This is a genomic window from Achromobacter insolitus, from assembly GCF_002209555.1.
In the GTDB taxonomy this organism is placed as follows: Bacteria; Pseudomonadota; Gammaproteobacteria; order Burkholderiales; family Burkholderiaceae_B; genus Achromobacter; species Achromobacter insolitus.
Genome location: NZ_NJIF01000014.1, coordinates 21,568 through 37,534 on the forward strand (window position 1 = coordinate 21,568; position 15,967 = coordinate 37,534).

General features: G+C 67.3%; 16 protein-coding genes. 10 read left to right on the forward strand and 6 right to left on the reverse strand.

Going from position 1 to position 15,967, the window contains the following annotated elements; genetic code table 11:
* Positions 1 to 16 precede the first annotated feature (16 nt).
* Positions 17 to 1,423, forward strand: coding sequence for an amino acid permease (locus CEY08_RS27775; protein WP_042794887.1), 1,407 nt, complete (start codon positions 17 to 19; stop codon positions 1,421 to 1,423).
* A gap of 16 nt (positions 1,424 to 1,439) precedes the next feature.
* Here CEY08_RS27775 and CEY08_RS27780 read toward each other — a convergent pair whose 3' ends face one another.
* The 4 genes from CEY08_RS27780 to CEY08_RS27795 all read right to left on the reverse strand — a co-directional run bounded on the left by CEY08_RS27780 (position 1,440) and on the right by CEY08_RS27795 (position 4,681).
* Complete coding sequence (locus CEY08_RS27780; protein WP_042794886.1) at positions 1,440 to 1,853, reverse strand: VOC family protein; 414 nt, start codon at positions 1,851 to 1,853, stop codon at positions 1,440 to 1,442.
* A gap of 69 nt (positions 1,854 to 1,922) precedes the next feature.
* Entirely contained in the window at positions 1,923 to 2,612 is a 690-nt protein-coding gene (locus CEY08_RS27785) for a helix-turn-helix transcriptional regulator (protein ID WP_042794885.1), read from the reverse strand.
* An 87-nt stretch (positions 2,613 to 2,699) separates the two neighbouring features.
* Positions 2,700 to 3,671, reverse strand: coding sequence for an alpha/beta hydrolase (locus tag CEY08_RS27790; protein WP_076815195.1), 972 nt, complete (start codon positions 3,669 to 3,671; stop codon positions 2,700 to 2,702).
* On the reverse strand, positions 3,668 to 4,681 hold the full coding sequence (locus CEY08_RS27795; protein WP_084738595.1) for a tripartite tricarboxylate transporter substrate binding protein: 1,014 nt from the start codon (positions 4,679 to 4,681) through the stop codon (positions 3,668 to 3,670). Before CEY08_RS27795 ends, CEY08_RS27790 begins: the two co-directional genes overlap by 4 nt.
* A gap of 163 nt (positions 4,682 to 4,844) precedes the next feature.
* Here CEY08_RS27795 and CEY08_RS27800 point away from each other — a divergent pair, with 163 nt between their 5' ends.
* Positions 4,845 to 5,801, forward strand: coding sequence for a LysR family transcriptional regulator (locus tag CEY08_RS27800; protein WP_042794883.1), 957 nt, complete (start codon positions 4,845 to 4,847; stop codon positions 5,799 to 5,801).
* Here CEY08_RS27800 and CEY08_RS27805 read toward each other — a convergent pair.
* Both CEY08_RS27805 and CEY08_RS27810 read right to left on the reverse strand, forming a co-directional pair.
* Positions 5,798 to 6,652: a hypothetical protein gene (locus tag CEY08_RS27805; protein WP_076815193.1), complete on the reverse strand. Its 855-nt coding sequence runs from the start codon at positions 6,650 to 6,652 to the stop codon at positions 5,798 to 5,800. The genes CEY08_RS27800 and CEY08_RS27805 overlap by 4 nt on opposite strands.
* Positions 6,653 to 6,795: 143 nt before the next feature.
* On the reverse strand, positions 6,796 to 7,263 hold the full coding sequence (locus CEY08_RS27810) for a CopD family protein (protein WP_076815191.1): 468 nt from the start codon (positions 7,261 to 7,263) through the stop codon (positions 6,796 to 6,798).
* Between the two features lie 136 nt (positions 7,264 to 7,399).
* Between CEY08_RS27810 and CEY08_RS27815 the strand changes: the two genes are divergently transcribed.
* The 8 genes from CEY08_RS27815 to CEY08_RS27850 all read left to right on the forward strand — a co-directional run bounded on the left by CEY08_RS27815 (position 7,400) and on the right by CEY08_RS27850 (position 15,935).
* A complete protein-coding gene (locus CEY08_RS27815) occupies positions 7,400 to 7,909 on the forward strand; it encodes a sigma-70 family RNA polymerase sigma factor (protein WP_042794882.1) in 510 nt (169 codons plus the stop codon).
* Positions 7,888 to 8,901 (forward strand): FecR domain-containing protein, encoded by a 1,014-nt coding sequence (locus CEY08_RS27820; protein WP_076815189.1) that lies wholly within the window; start codon positions 7,888 to 7,890, stop codon positions 8,899 to 8,901. Before CEY08_RS27815 ends, CEY08_RS27820 begins: the two co-directional genes overlap by 22 nt.
* Before the next feature lie 175 nt (positions 8,902 to 9,076).
* On the forward strand, positions 9,077 to 11,632 hold the full coding sequence (locus CEY08_RS27825) for a TonB-dependent receptor (RefSeq protein ID WP_232033804.1): 2,556 nt from the start codon (positions 9,077 to 9,079) through the stop codon (positions 11,630 to 11,632).
* Positions 11,633 to 11,711: 79 nt separating this feature from the next.
* Positions 11,712 to 12,758: a hemin-degrading factor gene (locus CEY08_RS27830; protein WP_076815185.1), complete on the forward strand. Its 1,047-nt coding sequence runs from the start codon at positions 11,712 to 11,714 to the stop codon at positions 12,756 to 12,758.
* Between the two features lie 10 nt (positions 12,759 to 12,768).
* A complete protein-coding gene (locus CEY08_RS27835; protein ID WP_076815183.1) occupies positions 12,769 to 13,602 on the forward strand; it encodes a heme/hemin ABC transporter substrate-binding protein in 834 nt (277 codons plus the stop codon).
* A gap of 22 nt (positions 13,603 to 13,624) precedes the next feature.
* Positions 13,625 to 14,599, forward strand: a complete 975-nt coding sequence (locus CEY08_RS27840; RefSeq protein WP_232033865.1) for a FecCD family ABC transporter permease — start codon at positions 13,625 to 13,627, stop codon at positions 14,597 to 14,599.
* Positions 14,596 to 15,384: a heme ABC transporter ATP-binding protein gene (locus CEY08_RS27845; protein ID WP_042794876.1), complete on the forward strand. Its 789-nt coding sequence runs from the start codon at positions 14,596 to 14,598 to the stop codon at positions 15,382 to 15,384. The genes CEY08_RS27840 and CEY08_RS27845 overlap by 4 nt, the downstream gene beginning before the upstream one ends.
* Before the next feature lie 68 nt (positions 15,385 to 15,452).
* Positions 15,453 to 15,935 (forward strand): YajQ family cyclic di-GMP-binding protein, encoded by a 483-nt coding sequence (locus CEY08_RS27850; RefSeq protein ID WP_042794875.1) that lies wholly within the window; start codon positions 15,453 to 15,455, stop codon positions 15,933 to 15,935.
* The last annotated feature ends 32 nt before the right edge of the window (positions 15,936 to 15,967 follow it).

Genomic DNA, 15,967 nt, shown 5'->3' on the forward strand with positions numbered 1-15,967 from the left:
GGACCTGGAGGAGACAATGCAACAACAGAAAGGATTCGGCCAGATCGCCGAACGTGAGCAGGGCCTGAAACGACGGCTGACCTCGGGACAGATGAGCATGATCGCCATTGGGGGCGCCATTGGCACGGGCCTGTTCCTGGGCAGCAAGTTCGCCATCGGCTTTGCCGGGCCCAGCGTGATCATCAGCTATGCCATCGGCGGCCTGATCACGCTATTGCTGATGGGCTGCCTGGCGGAAATGACGGTGGCGCACTCCACCTCGGGTTCCTTCGGCGCCTATGCCGAACACTATGTCGGTCCGCTGGCGGGTTTTCTGGTGCGCTATGCGTACTGGTCTTGCGTGGTGCTGGCAGTGGGTACCGAGGTCACCGCCGTGGCCGAATACATGAAGTTCTGGTTTCCGGACGTGCCAGGCTGGCAATGGGTCTGCCTGTTCTCGGCGGCGCTGATCTTCATCAACGCGATGAGCGTCAAGACATTCGGCACGGTCGAATACTGGTTCTCCACCATCAAGATCACCGCCATCGTGGCCTTCATCATCCTGGGCGCCTACGTGGTCTGGGGCAGCCCGCAATACGGCACGGCGCTGTACACCTCGCACGGCGGGTTCTTCCCGAACGGCGTGTGGGGCATGTGGATCGCGGTGGTCATCTCGATCTTCAGCTATCTCAGCGTGGAGATGATCGCGGTGGCGGCGGGCGAGGCCGAAGACCCAGAGCGTGCGGTCAAGCAGGCCTTTCGCGCCACCATCGTGCGGCTGGTGGTGTTCTACCTGCTGACGCTGGCGCTGATCCTGGCCATCGTGCCCTGGGACGAGGCGGGCAAGGGCGGCAGCCCCTTCGTCAAAGTGATGCAGGCGCTGGAGATTCCCGGCGCGGCCGGCGTTATCAACTTCATTGTGCTGGTGGCGGCGCTGTCGGCCATGAACAGCCAGCTCTACATCACTACGCGCATGATGTTCAGCCTGTCACGCGCAGGCCATGCGCCGTCCGCGCTTGGCCGGCTGAGCCGCAATGGCACGCCCTTGAATGCGCTGCTGCTGTCGACCAGCGGCATCGCCATCGCCGCGGTGCTGAACGTGCTTTATCCCGAAACCTCGTTCACGCTGATGATGGCGATTTCGATGTTTGGCGCGCTGTTTACGTGGATGATGATCTTCGTGACCCACTATTGCTTCCGTCGCCGCTGGGCGCGCGAAGGCGGCGGGCACTTGTCATTCCGCATGCCGGGGTTTCCGGTGCTGACGCTATTGGGCGCGGGCGCGATGCTGGCTATTCTGGCCACGACCTATTTCACCAGCGTCTTCAAGATGACGCTGGTGTTCGGCGTGCCGTTCCTGCTGGTGCTGGCTGCGCTGTACCAGTTGCTGTTTCGCCGGCGTGGGGAAACCGTGGCGCTGACCCCGCGCAGTCAGCGCTCCTGATTCCGGCGGACTGCGATCAAGCGCTGGCCACGGCCGGCGCGGACTGCTCGATGGACTGTTCCTGCGGCGCCGGCGCAAACACGCGCAGCCGGTGCCCGTCGGGGTCCAGCGCCACGAAGGTGCGGCCGAAATCCATGTCGGTGGGCGCCTGCAGGATGGGCAGGCCGCGCAGGCTCCAGTCCAGGTGGCGGCGGTCCAGTGCCTGGGCATCGGGGACGGTGAAGGCCAGCTCGGTCGCGCCGCCGCGGCCGGCGGCGGCCGGTTCCACGGTGTAACGCGACCACAGACCCAGCATCAGGCCGGAATCGAGCCTGAAAAGCGCGAAGGTGGGGGAGCTTTCGAGAGGCGGGCGCTGCAGCAGCGCGCTGTAGAAGGCGGCGCTGGCTGCGGGCTTTTCGACGTAGAAAATGACGAAATTGGTGTCTGACATGATGCGCTCCGGGTGGTTGAGGCGCTCATCTTAGACAGGGGTGCTGTCAGTTTTTGGCAGTAGCCTGCATCAGTTTTTTTGGGGCGCATGGGCGATTGCGCGCCACTCCTTGAGCAGCGCATGACGACGCTTGGGATAGCGTGGGCCGGGCGTGAGCGTGGCGATGCGGTCGGTGCGGAAATGGCGGAAATCCTGCCGCAGTTCGCACCAGGCCATGACGATGCGCACACTGTCGAAAAACCCCAATGCAAATGGCCAGATCACTCGCGCGGAATCGGCACCCTTGTCATCCCGGTAGGTAATGTCGATCTTCAGTTCATTGCGTATGGCCTGGCGGATCAGCGACAGGTCCACGCGATCGATCACCCGCATCGCGCTGGGGCCGACCAGCAGCGGTATCGCATCCAGCCCGTCGCGCAGTTCCGTGGGCAGCACGGCCCCGATCTTGGCCAGCGCGTTGCTCGCAGCCTGCGCCAGGCGCGGATCGGCGCGGTCCGCCACCCAGCGGGTGCCCAGCACCAGCGCTTCGATTTCCTCGGTGCTGAACATCAGCGGCGGCAACATGAAGCCAGGCCGCAGGACGTAGCCCACGCCTGGCTCGCCTTCGATCTCGGCGCCCTGCGACTGCAGGGTGGCGATGTCGCGATACAGCGTGCGTATGCTGACGCCAAGGTCGGCGGCCAGCTGGCGGCCGCTGACGGGGCGGCGATGGCAGCGCAAGGTCTGCATCAGGCCCAGGAGGCGTTCGGTGCGGGACATGGGGCGGGGCAGGGAATGACGGATCCATAATGCTGCCACGAAATGGCAGCATTCGGGGGGCGCCCAGCCGGCTCTGCCGCAGGTCGTTCAGGCCGGGGGCAGGGCGATCAGCCAGTCATGCACGCGCGCGGCCAGGTCCAGGCTGTTGCGATCCATCATCAGCATGTGGGAATTGCCCGCGATGCCCAGTTCCGGCAGCGACAGCAGGGTGACGCAGGGATGCCGCCGCGCGAAGTCGCGGGCCCGCTCGCGCATGCGCGGCCAGCGCGGGTCCGTGTCCATGTTGTCGCCCATGAGGATCAGGGTGGGCGTGCGGTAATCGGTGTCCAGTTCCGGGATGCTGGCCGGTTCCAGCGCGACGACGGCGCGTACGCGGTCGGGCCGCGCCGCGGCCGCGCGTATGCCGAACACCCCCGCTTGCGAGTGGCAGATGACGATCATGCGGCCGACCCGCTCCAGCAGGGCCAGATAGCCGCGGAGAATGGCGGCGTCGGTATGCACCCAGCGCGGGACCATCTGCGCCGCCAGTTCGCCGAACGCCTCCAGCGGGAACTGCGTATTGGCATAGGCGCTGTCGGGGCCGGGCCGGGTGCCGGGGCGTCCGATGCGAAAGCGCGTGTAGCAGTCTTCCTGCGCCTGCACGATGGGAGCTTCCCGCCAGATCTCGGGGACCGGCGCAAAGCCGGAGCGGCCCCGTTCCACGGCGTCGCACAGATAGGCGTCCCAGCCGCGGCGCAGGAAAGCATGCAGCCAGCCCTGGCGGCCGTCGGGAGTGGTTTCCCACGCGGCGCCCGTCATGCCGCCGCCGTGCCAGAAGGCCAGTGGCGGTCTGCCGCTGGCGGGTTCGGCCAGGAAATACTGCGCGTACATCTGCTCGACGCGGTAGGTGCCGTTGGGATCCAGGGCCACGGGTTGGCCGCCCTCGGCCATGACCACTTCGCGCCGCGGCAGGCCGGACAGGCGCGCGTCGCGGCCGCCGACATGGAAGGATCCCATGTCGCGCAACCGGATGGGCGCGCGCGCGTCGGCTGCGGCGTGGCCGGAATCGTCCGCCATCATTCGGCCCGGATATGGTTGGCCTGGATCACGTCTTTCCAGCGCGCGGTCTCGGCCACCACGAAATCGCCCAGCGCCTGGCGCGGGCCGGCGGCGGTTTCCACGCCCAGCTCGCGCATCTTGGCTGCGACCTCGGGCGCCTGCAAGGCCTCGTTGAAGGCGCCGTGCAGTGTGGCAAGCGTGGCATCCGGCGTGCGGGCCGGCGCCATGATGCCGAACCAGGGCGTGATCAGGAAATCGGGGACGCCGGCTTGCGCGAAGGTCGGCACGTCCGGAATGGCCGGCGCGCGCTTGTCGCTGGCCACGGCCAGCGCCCGCAGCTTGCCCGCGCGGATGTTGGCCAGCGACGCCGGCAGGTTGTCGAAGTACATGTCGACCTGGCCGCCCAGGAGGTCCGCGGCGACCTGTCCGGCGCCCTTGTAGGGGATGTGCGCCACATCGATGCCGGTGCGCAGTTTGAGCAGTTCCGTGGCCAGGTGGGCAGAGCCGCCCACGCCCGACGAGGCCGAGTTCAGCTTGCCCGGATTGGCGCGGGCGTAGGCCAGCAGTTCGGCCACCGTCCGTGCCGGCACTTTCGGGTTGACGACCAGCACGCTGGGCACCGTGCCGACCATGGCGACGGGCGCGAAGTCCTTGACGATGTCGTAGGGCGCGGGCTGGTAGAGCGACGGCGCGACCGTGCAGCCGAAGGCGCACATCAGCAGCGTGTAGCCGTCGGGCGCGGCGCGGGCCACGGCCTGCGCGCCGATATTGCCGCCGGCACCCGCCCGGTTCTCCACGATCAGCGGCTGGCCCAGGCGTTTGGCCAGGCTGTCGCTGAGAATGCGGGCCAGGATATCGGGCGTGCCGCCAGCAGGGAAGGGCACCACCAGCGTGACGGGGCGGTCGGGAAAGCCGGCGGCCGCGGCCGGCTGGGCTGCGCCCAGGAACAGCGCGGCGCCTGCCAACGCGGCCGCCGTCCAGCGGCGGGAGTAGGCGCGCCAGCGCGCGGCGTTCGGGCCCAAGGGGTTCATTGCGGCAGTCTCCGGAAAGTCGGGGTCGGGTGCGAAAGGTCCCGATCTGCCGCGGACTGTAGCCAAGGCCGGCCGCCTTGCCCAATGCCGGTTGCGCAAGGGCGATATGTCAAAAACGATATGAAGTTTTCGATGCATGCACTTCAGGCATAGTATTGCCCGCATGAGCGACTCCCAACCTTTGCCCTATCTGCGCCGGCTGGACATGAACCTGCTGCTGACGTTCGACGTCCTGATGCGCACCCGCAGCGCCACGGCCAGCTCGGCCCTGCTGCACAAGACGCAGCCGGCCATCAGCCGCGATCTGGCGCGCTTGCGGCGCCGGCTGGAAGACCCCTTGCTGGTGGTGGTCAAGGGCCGCTTCATTCCGACCGAGCGCGCGCTGGAACTGCATTCGGCGGTGCACGACGCGTTGTCGCAAATCGAATCCGCGTTGCGTCCGCCCGAAGCCTTTGATCCGGTCAAGGCCAGCGGCGTGGTCAATATCGGCACCGGCGCGCATAGCGAAATCCTGCTGGCTGCGCCGCTGATCGAACGGCTGCACCGTGCCGCGCCGGGCATTACCCTGCGCTTTCAGTCCGTGCACGGAGATTTCATGCCGGATGATCTCGATGCGGAACGCCTGGACATGGCCATCGGCCTTTTTGGCAAGGTGCCGGCGCGCTTCCACCGCGATACGCTGCTCAAAGACCGGCGCGTGTGCGTGGTGTCGGCCAGGCATCCATGGGCCGGACGGGGCGCGCTGTCGCTGGCCGATCTGCCGTCCATCAAATGGTTTGCCTTCGCGCACATGTACGGGCGGGAGACCAACTTCGACCGCGCGCTGAAGCCGGACGCCAGCCGATTGGAGTTTTCGGCCTACCTGTCGGGGTTCGGCATCACGCCGTATGTATTGCTGGATACCGACTACGCCACGACCATGCCCGCCAGCGTCGCGCGCGTGCATGGCCAGCATTTCCCGCTGGCCACGCTGGAACTGCCCGCCAGCTTGCGCAAGATCGAGCTGGTGATGGTCTGGCCGCGGCGTCTGCACACGTCGCCGCTGCAGGCGTGGCTGCGCGGGCAGATCCGCGAAGTGCTGCAAGAGCGCGCGGGCGATCCTGCAGCGCCGGACGCTTAGGAGCCGACCTTCTTGCCGCTGGCCACGTCGATGGCCGAGCCGTCTTCCAGGCTGACGCGATAGATCTCGCGCACCACGTTGCCGGCGAATCCGATCTCGACGATGGACACGTCCTTGAAGGTAGTGTTGATGCCTTCGGGCAGCACGGCGTTGAACTTGTCGGCTTCCTGCTTCATGGCGTCCTGCAGGCGAGCGTCGTACATCGCCATGCTGTAGACCAGCGTGGTGTGCGGGTTGTGTGCGCGAACTTCCTTGCCGTCCTGCATGACGTTCACGCCGCTCACGCCCATGGTCTTGACCAGGTCGCGCCCGGCATCGGCCATCTTGGCGTAGACAGGGCCGGTGACGCGCGGCAGCGGACCGTCGCGCAACGGCGCCAGGGCGGCGGTGGCCACGGTGTTGTAGCGCATCATGTCCTCGAATCCCTGGCCGCTCTTGACCACGCCCAGGTCCAGCCACCACGGATGGCCCGCGCCCTTGGCGGCCTCGGTGGGATAGAAATTCTTCAGGGTGACCTGCAGCGGGGCCGGCGGCTTGGGCAGGGCCTTGAGCATGCGGGCCGGCGTTTCGGGGTCGGCGCTGTGGATGTGCACCACCGTCACGTGCGGCATGTTGGGCGTGTCGGCCTCGGTCTTCAGGCCGAGCTTGAGCAGGTCGGCCTTCAGCGTGCCGTTGACCTTGGCATCCAGGATGGCGTTGACGTCCTGGGGCAGACGGTAGACCACGCCGTAGGTGGCCTTGTGTTCGCGGAATTCCGCCTTGTCCAGGGCGCTGTTGTCGATGGGGGCCGCGGCATGCGCTGCGGAGGCGAACAGGCCGAGGGCGGCCAATTGGAAGACACGCTTGATCATGGAAATTCCTTTTGTTTGTGTAGGCCCGCGAAAGTCATCCGCAGTGTGGCGAGCACGGATGTACTGCGTATTGCACCAAGCAAAAGAATTCCGATACCAGCCTGCGCATGCCCGATACCTGGCACGGGCCGGCTGGCATCCGCCTACCCCAGAAAGACGATGGCCACGATGGCGATGCCCAGCAGCAGGTTCACACCCACCCAGCGGCGGATGCCGCCCATGGCCTGCCCGCTGCGGGGCCAGTCGGACGCCGAGACCGCGGCTCTCAATTGCGGGTAGAGCAAGAACCGGATGTAGGCATAGATGGCTGTCATGACCAGGCCGCCGGAAACCATGAGGGTCCAGCTGCGAGGCATGAAAAAGGCGCCACCCGTCTGCGCCGCCTGGCTGGCTTCCTGGCCGATCATCACCGCGCCGCTTGCCAGGATCAGCAGGATGGCCGCCAGCACGGCGTTCAAGAACGGGCCCAGCACCGAGGCCATCAGCCGCAGACGGACCGGCGGTTCCAGTTGGGCGGCCGCGGGCCGCAGGAAACAGTGGGCGAACAACATGCCCCCGACCCAGAGGATCACGGCCATCACGTGGATGAATTTGAGCGCGGCATAGAACATGGGGCAGGCCTGTAGGGAGGAATCCGTCCCCATCATATCGCCGTCAAGCGTTGCGCGCGGGCTTGACCGGGATCATGGTTTTGCATTTAGAATGAGATTGATTTCTATTTGTGATTGAAAGTACAGGGAGCCTTCCGTGCCGAATCCCGCGGTCGCCGCCAGCGACAACGTCCATCTGCTGTATCGCGCTCACCACGGATGGCTGCATGGCTGGTTGCGCGCCAAGCTGGGCAATAGCTTCGATGCGGCCGACCTGGCGCAGGACACCTTCGTGCGGGTGTTGCGGCACCGCCATGAACTCGACGCCCTGCGTGAACCCCGCGCCTATCTCACTACCATCGCCAAGCGCCTGCTGCTGAATCACCACCGGCGGCGCTCGGTGGAGCAGGCCTATCTGGAAGCCCTGGCCCTGGTTCCGGAGGCCATGGCCCCGTCGGCCGAGCAGCGCCTGATCATCCTGGAAACGCTGCAGGAAATCGATGAGATGCTGGCGGGGCTGTCCCTGCCGGCCCGTCAGGCATTCCTGATGGCGCAACTGGAAGGCCTGAGCCATGGCGAGATCGCCGCCCGGTTGAACGTGTCGCTGCGCACGGTGCACCGCTACATCGCCAAGGGATACGAGCAATGCATCATGGCGTCGATCTGAGAGGGGCGGGCGAGGCGATGCCCGAATTGCCGCCCGTCGAGCGCAGCGTGGCGCGCGAAGCCGCGCGTTGGCTGCTGCGGCTGGGATCGGGCCGCGCCACGGACGCCGACCTGCGCGCCTGTGAACGATGGCGCGCCAGCAAGGCCGAACACGAGCATGCCTGGCAGCGCGCGCAACGGGTGAATGAACGATTCGGCCTGATCCCGGCGGCGCTGGGGATGGCGACGCTGAATCGCCCCGAGCTAAACAGCCGCCGCGCCGCGCTGAAGACGCTGATCGCGCTGGTCGTGGCGGGGCCTGCCGCATGGGCTGCCTGGCGCGTCGACCCGTTGGACTGGACCGCGGACTATCGCAGCGCGCCGGGCGAACGGCGCGAGGTGGCGCTGGCCGACGGTTCCACGCTGCTTCTGAACACGGCCAGCGCGGTCGATGTGATGTTTGGCTCCACGGTCCGCCTGCTGCGCTTACGCGCAGGCGAGATCGCCGTGCACGCGGTGGCCGACACGGCGCCGCAACCGCGTCCCTTCGTGGTGCGCACGAGCCTGGGAGACATCGAGGCGCAGGCGTCGCGCTTCTGCGTGCGGCAGGAAGGCGGGTTGTGCCGGGTCAGCGTGCAGGAAGGGCGGGTGCGGCTCAGCAGCGCCGCGCATCCGCGCAGCCCCGTCAGCCTGGCGGCGGGCGAACAGAGCAGCCTGATGGACGAGGGCGCGTCGGCGCCATCCGCCGCCGATCCGCATGCGAGCGACTGGCAGCGCGGCGTGCTGTACGCCAATCGCATGCCGCTGACCGCCTTCGCGGCAGAGCTGGGCCGTTACCGGCCGGGCATCCTGCGCTGCGACCCCGACGCCGCGCACCTGCGCATATCCGGCGCGTTCCAGGTGCGCGATACCGATGCCGTGCTCGCAGCCTTGCCCGCGACTTTGCCGGTGCAGGTGCGCTACCGCACGCCGTATTGGGTCACGATCGCCTTGCGCGCGCCCGCCGAGGCCTGAATCCGCGCTGTTACAAAAAACTGGAGGGTCAGCTGTCCGATTCGGATTTCACGAGGGTCATGGTCAGTAGAGGCACACGAATGCCGACACCTTTTGGATCGAAAGGACGACCATGGCTTACTTTTCCGCCGGCCGCGCAAGCGGCTCCCGACCCGCTCGAGGCCCGCAATGCCGAATGACCCGCCTTGCCGCCGCCGTGCATGCCGCGCTGATGCTGGCCGCCCTGCCTGCCGCCCTGCTGCCCGCAAGCGGCGCCTGGGCGCAGCCTGCGGAGCAGGCGCAGGCCCGCGGCTACCGCATCCCGGCGGGCACGTTGGCCGAGGCGTTGCCGCGCTTTGCCGACAGCGCGGGCGTGACGGTGCTGTTCGATGCGGCGCTGGTGGGGCAGCGCCGCACGGCGGGACTCCAGGGGACCTACTCCGTGCATGAGGGATTCGCGCGATTGCTGGCGGGCAGCGGCCTGGGCGTGCAGGAGCGCAGCCCGCGGGTCTACGTGCTGCATGCAGTGACGGCCCCGGACGTTACGCAGTTGGCGCCCGTCCAGGTGGAAGGAGAGGGCGCGGTGGTCACGCCGGCGTGGCAAACCAGCACCGACCGCAAGCGTCTGGATGAGCTGCAAGTCAGGAACTGGAGCGACTTGGGTAAACGCGCTGAACCGGGCGTGAGCTTTAACCGCACGACCAACAGCATCAACATCCGCGGCCTGGACCAGGACCGCGTGCTGACGCGCGTGGACGGCATCCGCTTGCCGTGGCTGGACGACGGCGCGCGCGGTCTGAAGGGCGGCCTGGAAGCGGTGGATTTCAACAGCCTGTCGCGGCTGGACATTGTGCGCGGGGCGGACGCCAGCGGCGGCGGCTCGGGCGCGATTTCCGGCATTGCCGACCTGTACACGCTGCAACCGTCGGACCTGCTGACCGATGGCAAGACCTTCGGCGCGCTGGCCAAGACCGACTACGACACGGCCGATTCCAGCTGGGGCGCCAACGCGGCGCTGGCCGGCCAGATCCACAGCAATACGTTCTGGCTGGTGCAGGCCGGCGTGCGCAATGGCCATGCCCTGGACAACCGCGGTGACGTGGGCGGTTATGGGTCCAAGCGCAGCGAGCCCAGTCCGGAAGACTACGATCAGCGCAGTTTCCTGCTCAAGCTGCAGCAACGCGTCGAAGGCGGCCACCGTTTTGGCCTGACGGGCGAGTACTTCAAGCGCAACGCGGACATCGACAGCATGTTCGAACAGGGTGCCGGCACCAGCTATCTCTACGGCGAAAACAGCACCCGCAAGGAAACCGAGCGCGAGCGCGTGTCCTTCGATTATTCGTACAAGGCGCCAGACGCAGACAGCCTGATCGACATGGCCAGCGCGGTCATTTACTGGCAGCGCCTGCAGCTGGACAGCTCGCTGAGCGGCGTGCGCAGCGTGGATTCCCGTGCCTACGCCATACCGGGCGATCCGTTCCGTTACGGCTATCCCAGCGGGCCTTATGGCCGTAGCAACTCCATCCGGCAGACCATGTTCGGCGCCAATGCCGAAATTACCAAGCGCCTGACGGGCGCAACGGTGTCGCAACTGTGGACCGTGGGCGGGGAGTGGTACGGCAACAAGACCGAGCAGTACTCCAGCGGCTACGACAATTGCCCGGTGATTCCCCCGGGCACACGGGCGCCGATGGGCCCGCGCGCTTGCGACATGCTGCACACCAACCAGGCCGACGTACCGCAGTCCAAGGGCAACCAATGGGCCCTGTGGGTGCAGGACGAATTCAGCTTCGCCGATGGCCGCTACACCATCATGCCGGCGCTGCGTTACGACCACTACGAACAGAAGCCGCAGTCCACGCCCGGCTACGAAAGCAACCCGAACGCGGGGCCGTTGCCGCCGACCAATAGCGGCAGCCGCTTTTCGCCCAAGCTGCTGGCGACGTGGAAGGCCGCGGACGAACTCAGCCTCTATGCGCAGTACGCCTACGGCTTCAAGGCGCCCAGCCCGACCCAGCTCTATACCAACTATGGCGGCCCGGGCACCTACCTGCGCGTGGGCAACCCATACCTGAAGCCCGAAACCAGCAAGGGCTGGGAACTGGGGGCCAAGATCGGTTCCGATTCCCTGGGCGGCGCGGTATCGTTGTTCGACAACCGCTATCAGAACTTCATCGATGGCGACGTGCCGCTCAACGCGTCTTCGCCGCAGTGGCAACCGGGCTGGACGGGCCAGTATCCGCTGGGCGTGACGGGCAACGTCAACCGCGCCAAGGTGCGCATCTACGGCGCGGAGGCCAGCGCGCACTGGAAGTTTTCGCCTGGCTGGCGGACCTGGGGGTCGCTGGCGTGGGCAGTGGGCAAGGACGAAGGCACGGGGCAGTACCTGAACTCGGTGGCGCCGCTGAAGGCGGTGCTGGGCGTGGGCTACAGCCGCGACGTGTGGGGCGTGGATGCGCTGCTGACCACCGCGCTGAAGCGCAACAAGGTCGAATACCCGGATGCCAGCGCCACGGCCCCCAATGCGGATTTCCAGGCCCCGGGCTACGGCGTGGTGGACCTGATGGGCTATTGGCGCCCGGCCGCCGTAAAGGGGCTGCAAGTGCAGGCAGGCGTGTTCAACCTGTTCGACAAGAAGTATTGGGAGGCCATCAATGTGCCGACCGCCGGCGCGATAGCGATTCCGCGTCCGGTCGATTGGTACACGGAACCGGGGCGCAGTCTGCGCGTCTCACTGACATACCAGTATTGATCCAGACCCGCCGCCGGTCCGGCTCATGCCGGGGCGGCGGCGGTCCACGCGAACTTTAGCAACGGCCGGAGGGCCCACGATGAGCAACAACGATTTCACGTCCCGCGCCCAGGAACTGCGCGCCCGCAACGATGCCCTGGCCGCTACGCAACCCAAGTTGCGCGCCCGCAACCTGGCCCAGGCGCTCGGCGTGTCCGAAGCCGAATGGGTGGCTGCCGAATGCAGCGGCCTGAAAGCCACGGCCCTGCACGGCACGCCGCAGGAGATCTTCCGCGAGCTGGGCACGCTGGGGCACGTCATGGCGTTGACCCGCAACGACTGGTGTGTGCACGAACGCCATGGCGTGTACGAGGACATCCAGGCCGAGGGTCCGGTAGGCCTGGTATTGGGCCCGGACATCGACCTGCGGGTCTTTTTCACGGCATGGAAGTCGGCCTGGGCGGTCGAGCAGGATGGCCGCCACAGTCTGCAGTTCTTCGATGGCGCGGGCGTGGCGGTGCACAAGGTCTACCGCACCGAGGCCACCGACACGGCCGCCTACGACGCCCTGGTAGCCAAGTTCGCGGGAGAGGCGCGGTGGCCCGAAACCCAGCCCTACGCACCTGCGGCCGACGCTGACAAGGTCGAGGACAGCGCACTCTGGCGCGAAGCCTGGCTGGGAATGCAGGATACGCACGAGTTCTTCCCCCTGCTGCGCAAATTCAAGGTGTCGCGCCTGGCCGCCCTGGCCGCCGCGGGCGAAGACCTGGCGCAGCCGGTGCCTGCCGAATCCGTCGAACGCATGCTGGAATCGGCCGCCCGATCGGGGCTGTCGATCATGTGCTTCGTGGGCAACCGCGGCATGATCCAGATCCACACCGGCCCCGTGCAGCAGTTGCGCCGCACCGGTCCCTGGTACAACGTGCTGGATCCGAAGTTCAACCTGCACCTGGATACCACTGCCATCGCTTCGGCCTGGGTAGTGAACAAGCCCACGTCCGATGGCTGGGTCACGTCGCTGGAGCTGTATTCCTCCACGGGCGACCTGATTGCGCAGTTCTTCGGCGAGCGCAAGCCGGGCAAGCCGGAGCTGGCGCAATGGCGCGAACTGATGGCCAGCCTGTGCAGCGTGCCGCTGGCCGCCTGAGGACGATGCGATGAAGAAATGGTTGGCAGTGGCTATCGGATGGACGCTGGCGGGCGCTGCCCAGGCGGCGCCGCCCGAAAGGGTGGTGACGCTGGGGGGCAGCGTGACCGAGATCGTCTACCAGCTGGAGCAGGGCGCGCGCCTGGTGGGAGACGATCTTTCCAGCCTGTACCCCGACGCGGCGACCCGGCTGCCGCGCGTGGGCTACTACCGCTCGGTGCCTGTTGAAGGCGTGCTGGCGCTCAAGCCAGACCTGGTGCTGGCCTCCGAACAGGCGGGGCCTCCTGACGCCCTCAAGCGCCTGGGCGATGTCGGCGTGCGCGTGGTGACGGTGCCGGATTCGCCTTCGGTCGATTCGCTCAAGGCACGCATCCGCAACATTGCCGAGGCGCTGGACGTGGCGCCCGCGGGCGAACGCCTGGTGGAGCGCATCGCGCGCGAGCTCAAGGCCGTGGAGGCCATTCCAGTCACGAATGCCCGCGCCATCCTGCTGCTCAACCGCACTGGTGCCATGCAAGGCGCGGGGCGCGGCACGGCTGCCAATGAAGTGATGTCGATGGCGGGCCTGGTCAACGTGCTGAAGGACCAGCAGGGTTACAAGCCTTTGTCCGCCGAAGCCGTCAGCGCGCTGGCGCCCGATGTGATCGTCGTGACCAAGACGTCGCTGGAAGCCTCGGGCGGCCTGGACAAGCTGCTGGCCTTGCCGGGCCTGGCCTCCACGCCCGCCGCCGCCCAAAAGCGGGTGATCGTCATGGACGACCTGCTGCTGCTGGGCATGGGGCCGCGGCTGCCCCAGGCGCTCACGGAACTCAAGCGGGAGGCTGCCGGTGTCATGGCGCGCTAGCGCGGGCCGCACGGCCGCGCCGCTGGCCTTGCTGCTGTTGGGCGCGGCCCTCGCAGTTGCCGCGTTGGCCGCCAGCAGCAGCGGCGCGGTGCGCATTCCGCTGGGCGAACTGCCTGCGCTGCTATGGGGGCAGCCGGTTCCAGGCAATGAACTCTGGCGCAACGTACTGATCGACATCCGCCTGCCGCGGGTGCTGTTCGCGCTGGTGGCCGGCGCGGCGCTGGCGGTCTCGGGCGCCTCCATGCAGGCGCTGTTCCGCAACCCCCTGGCCGAACCCGGCCTGATCGGCATTTCCGCGGGCGGCGCGCTGGGGGCGGTGGGGGCCATCGTCCTGACGTCGGGCGGGTTCTGGATATTGGCGCCCGCGGCTTTCGCCGGCAGCCTGCTGGCCACCTTTTGCGCCTACGCGCTGGGCCGCAGGGTGCCCGGGGTGGCGGGGCTGTTGCTGGCGGGCATCGCGATCAACGCGGTGGCGGGCTCCCTGATCGGCCTGTTCACCTTCGTGGCCAACGACGCCCAGTTGCGCGACCTGACTTTCTGGAGCATGGGCAGCCTGGCGGGCGCGAGCTGGACGCTGCTGGCGTTCCTTGGGCCGTGGGTGCTGCTGATGTCGTTGTGGCTGATGGGGCAGTGGCGGGTCATGAATGCCTTGTTGCTGGGCGAACGCGAGGCCCAGCACCTGGGCTATGCGCTTAAGCGCGTGCGCGCCCAGCTGGTCCTGGCTTGCGCGCTGATGATAGGCCCGCTGGTGGCCGCGACGGGCGGAATCGCGTTCGTGGGCCTGGTGGTGCCGCATCTGGTGCGCATGACGTTGGGGGCGAATCACCGCTGGCTGTTGCCGGCGTGCGTGTTGGGCGGGGCGCTGGCGCTGGTCCTGGCGGACTGGCTGTCGCGCGTCGCGGTGGTGCCGGCCGAACTGCCCATCGGACTGGTCACGAGCCTGGTGGGCGGGCCGTTCTTCCTGTGGCTGCTCGCGCGCGGCCGGAGGCATGGGTGATGCTGGCAGCCGACGACCTGATACTGACGCGCGGCGGCAACCGCATCCTGGACCGCGTGTCGCTCGCCCTGCGGCCCGGCGAAGTCGTGGGGTTGTTGGGCGCCAATGGCGCGGGCAAGTCCACGCTGCTGGGCGCACTGTCCGCCGAACTGGCAGCCGATGCCGGCGAACTGCGGCTGGACGGCGCGGCGCTGGCGCGGTTGCCGCACCGGCAGCAGGCGCGGCAGCGCGCCGTGCTGCCGCAAAAGCCCGGCCTGACCTTCGACCTGGATGTGCGCGAGGTAGTGGCGATGGGCGCCTATCCCTTTCCGGAGCTGTCGCCAGTCGAGGTGGATGCGCTGGTGGACCAGGCGCTGGGCTGGGCCGATGTATTCCATCTGCGGGCGCGGCGTTATCCCGAACTGTCGGGCGGCGAGCAACAGCGCGTGCAATTCGCGCGGGTGCTGGTGCAATGCAAGGCGGCGCGCGCGCCGGGCGAGCCGCGCTACCTGCTGCTGGACGAGCCCACCGCCAGCCTCGATCCCAAGCATCAGGGCGACCTGTTGCGGGTCGCGGCTGAAATGGCCCATGCTGGCGATACGGGCGTACTGGTGATCCTGCACGACATGAACCTGGCCGCCCGCTGGTGTGACCGCCTGCTGCTGCTGTGCGCGGGCCGCGCCATTGCTGCGGGCACCCCTGAGCAGGTCCTCACACCCGCCAATCTGTATCTGGCCTACGGGATCGACGCGCAGGTCATCGCGCATCCGCTGCGGCCGGACCGGTTGCTGGTGGTGACGACGTGACGCTGGGCGCGGGGTCGGTAAAATGGCGTCGATAAGCATTTTTCCCATCCATTACAGGACCCCGTGTCATGCCTACTTTTGACGTCGTCTCCGAAGTCGACAAACACGAACTCTCCAACGCTGTCGACCAGGCCAACCGCGAACTGGCCACCCGCTTCGATTTCAAGGGTTCGGACGCCAAGTTCGAGCTGGAAGGCTTTGTCGTGACCCAGGTCGCCTCCAGCGCGTTCCAGCTTAAGCAGATGCTGGACATCCTGCGCGGTCGCCTGTCGGCGCGCGGCATAGACGTGCGCTGCCTGGACGTGGCCGATCCGCTTGAAAACCTGGGCGGCGCCCGCCAGAAGATCACCATCAAGCAGGGCATCGAACAACCGGTGGCCAAGAAGCTCATCGCCGCCATCAAAAACGCGAAGCTCAAGGTGGAGTCGCAGATCAACGGCGACAAGCTGCGCATCAGCGGAAAAAAGCGCGACGACCTGCAGACCGCCATCGCCCTGCTCAAGAAGACCGACGTCGACCTGCCCCTGCAGTTCGAGAACTTCCGCGACTGAGCGGCTCCGCGCCAAGGTGCCTGGCACCCAGC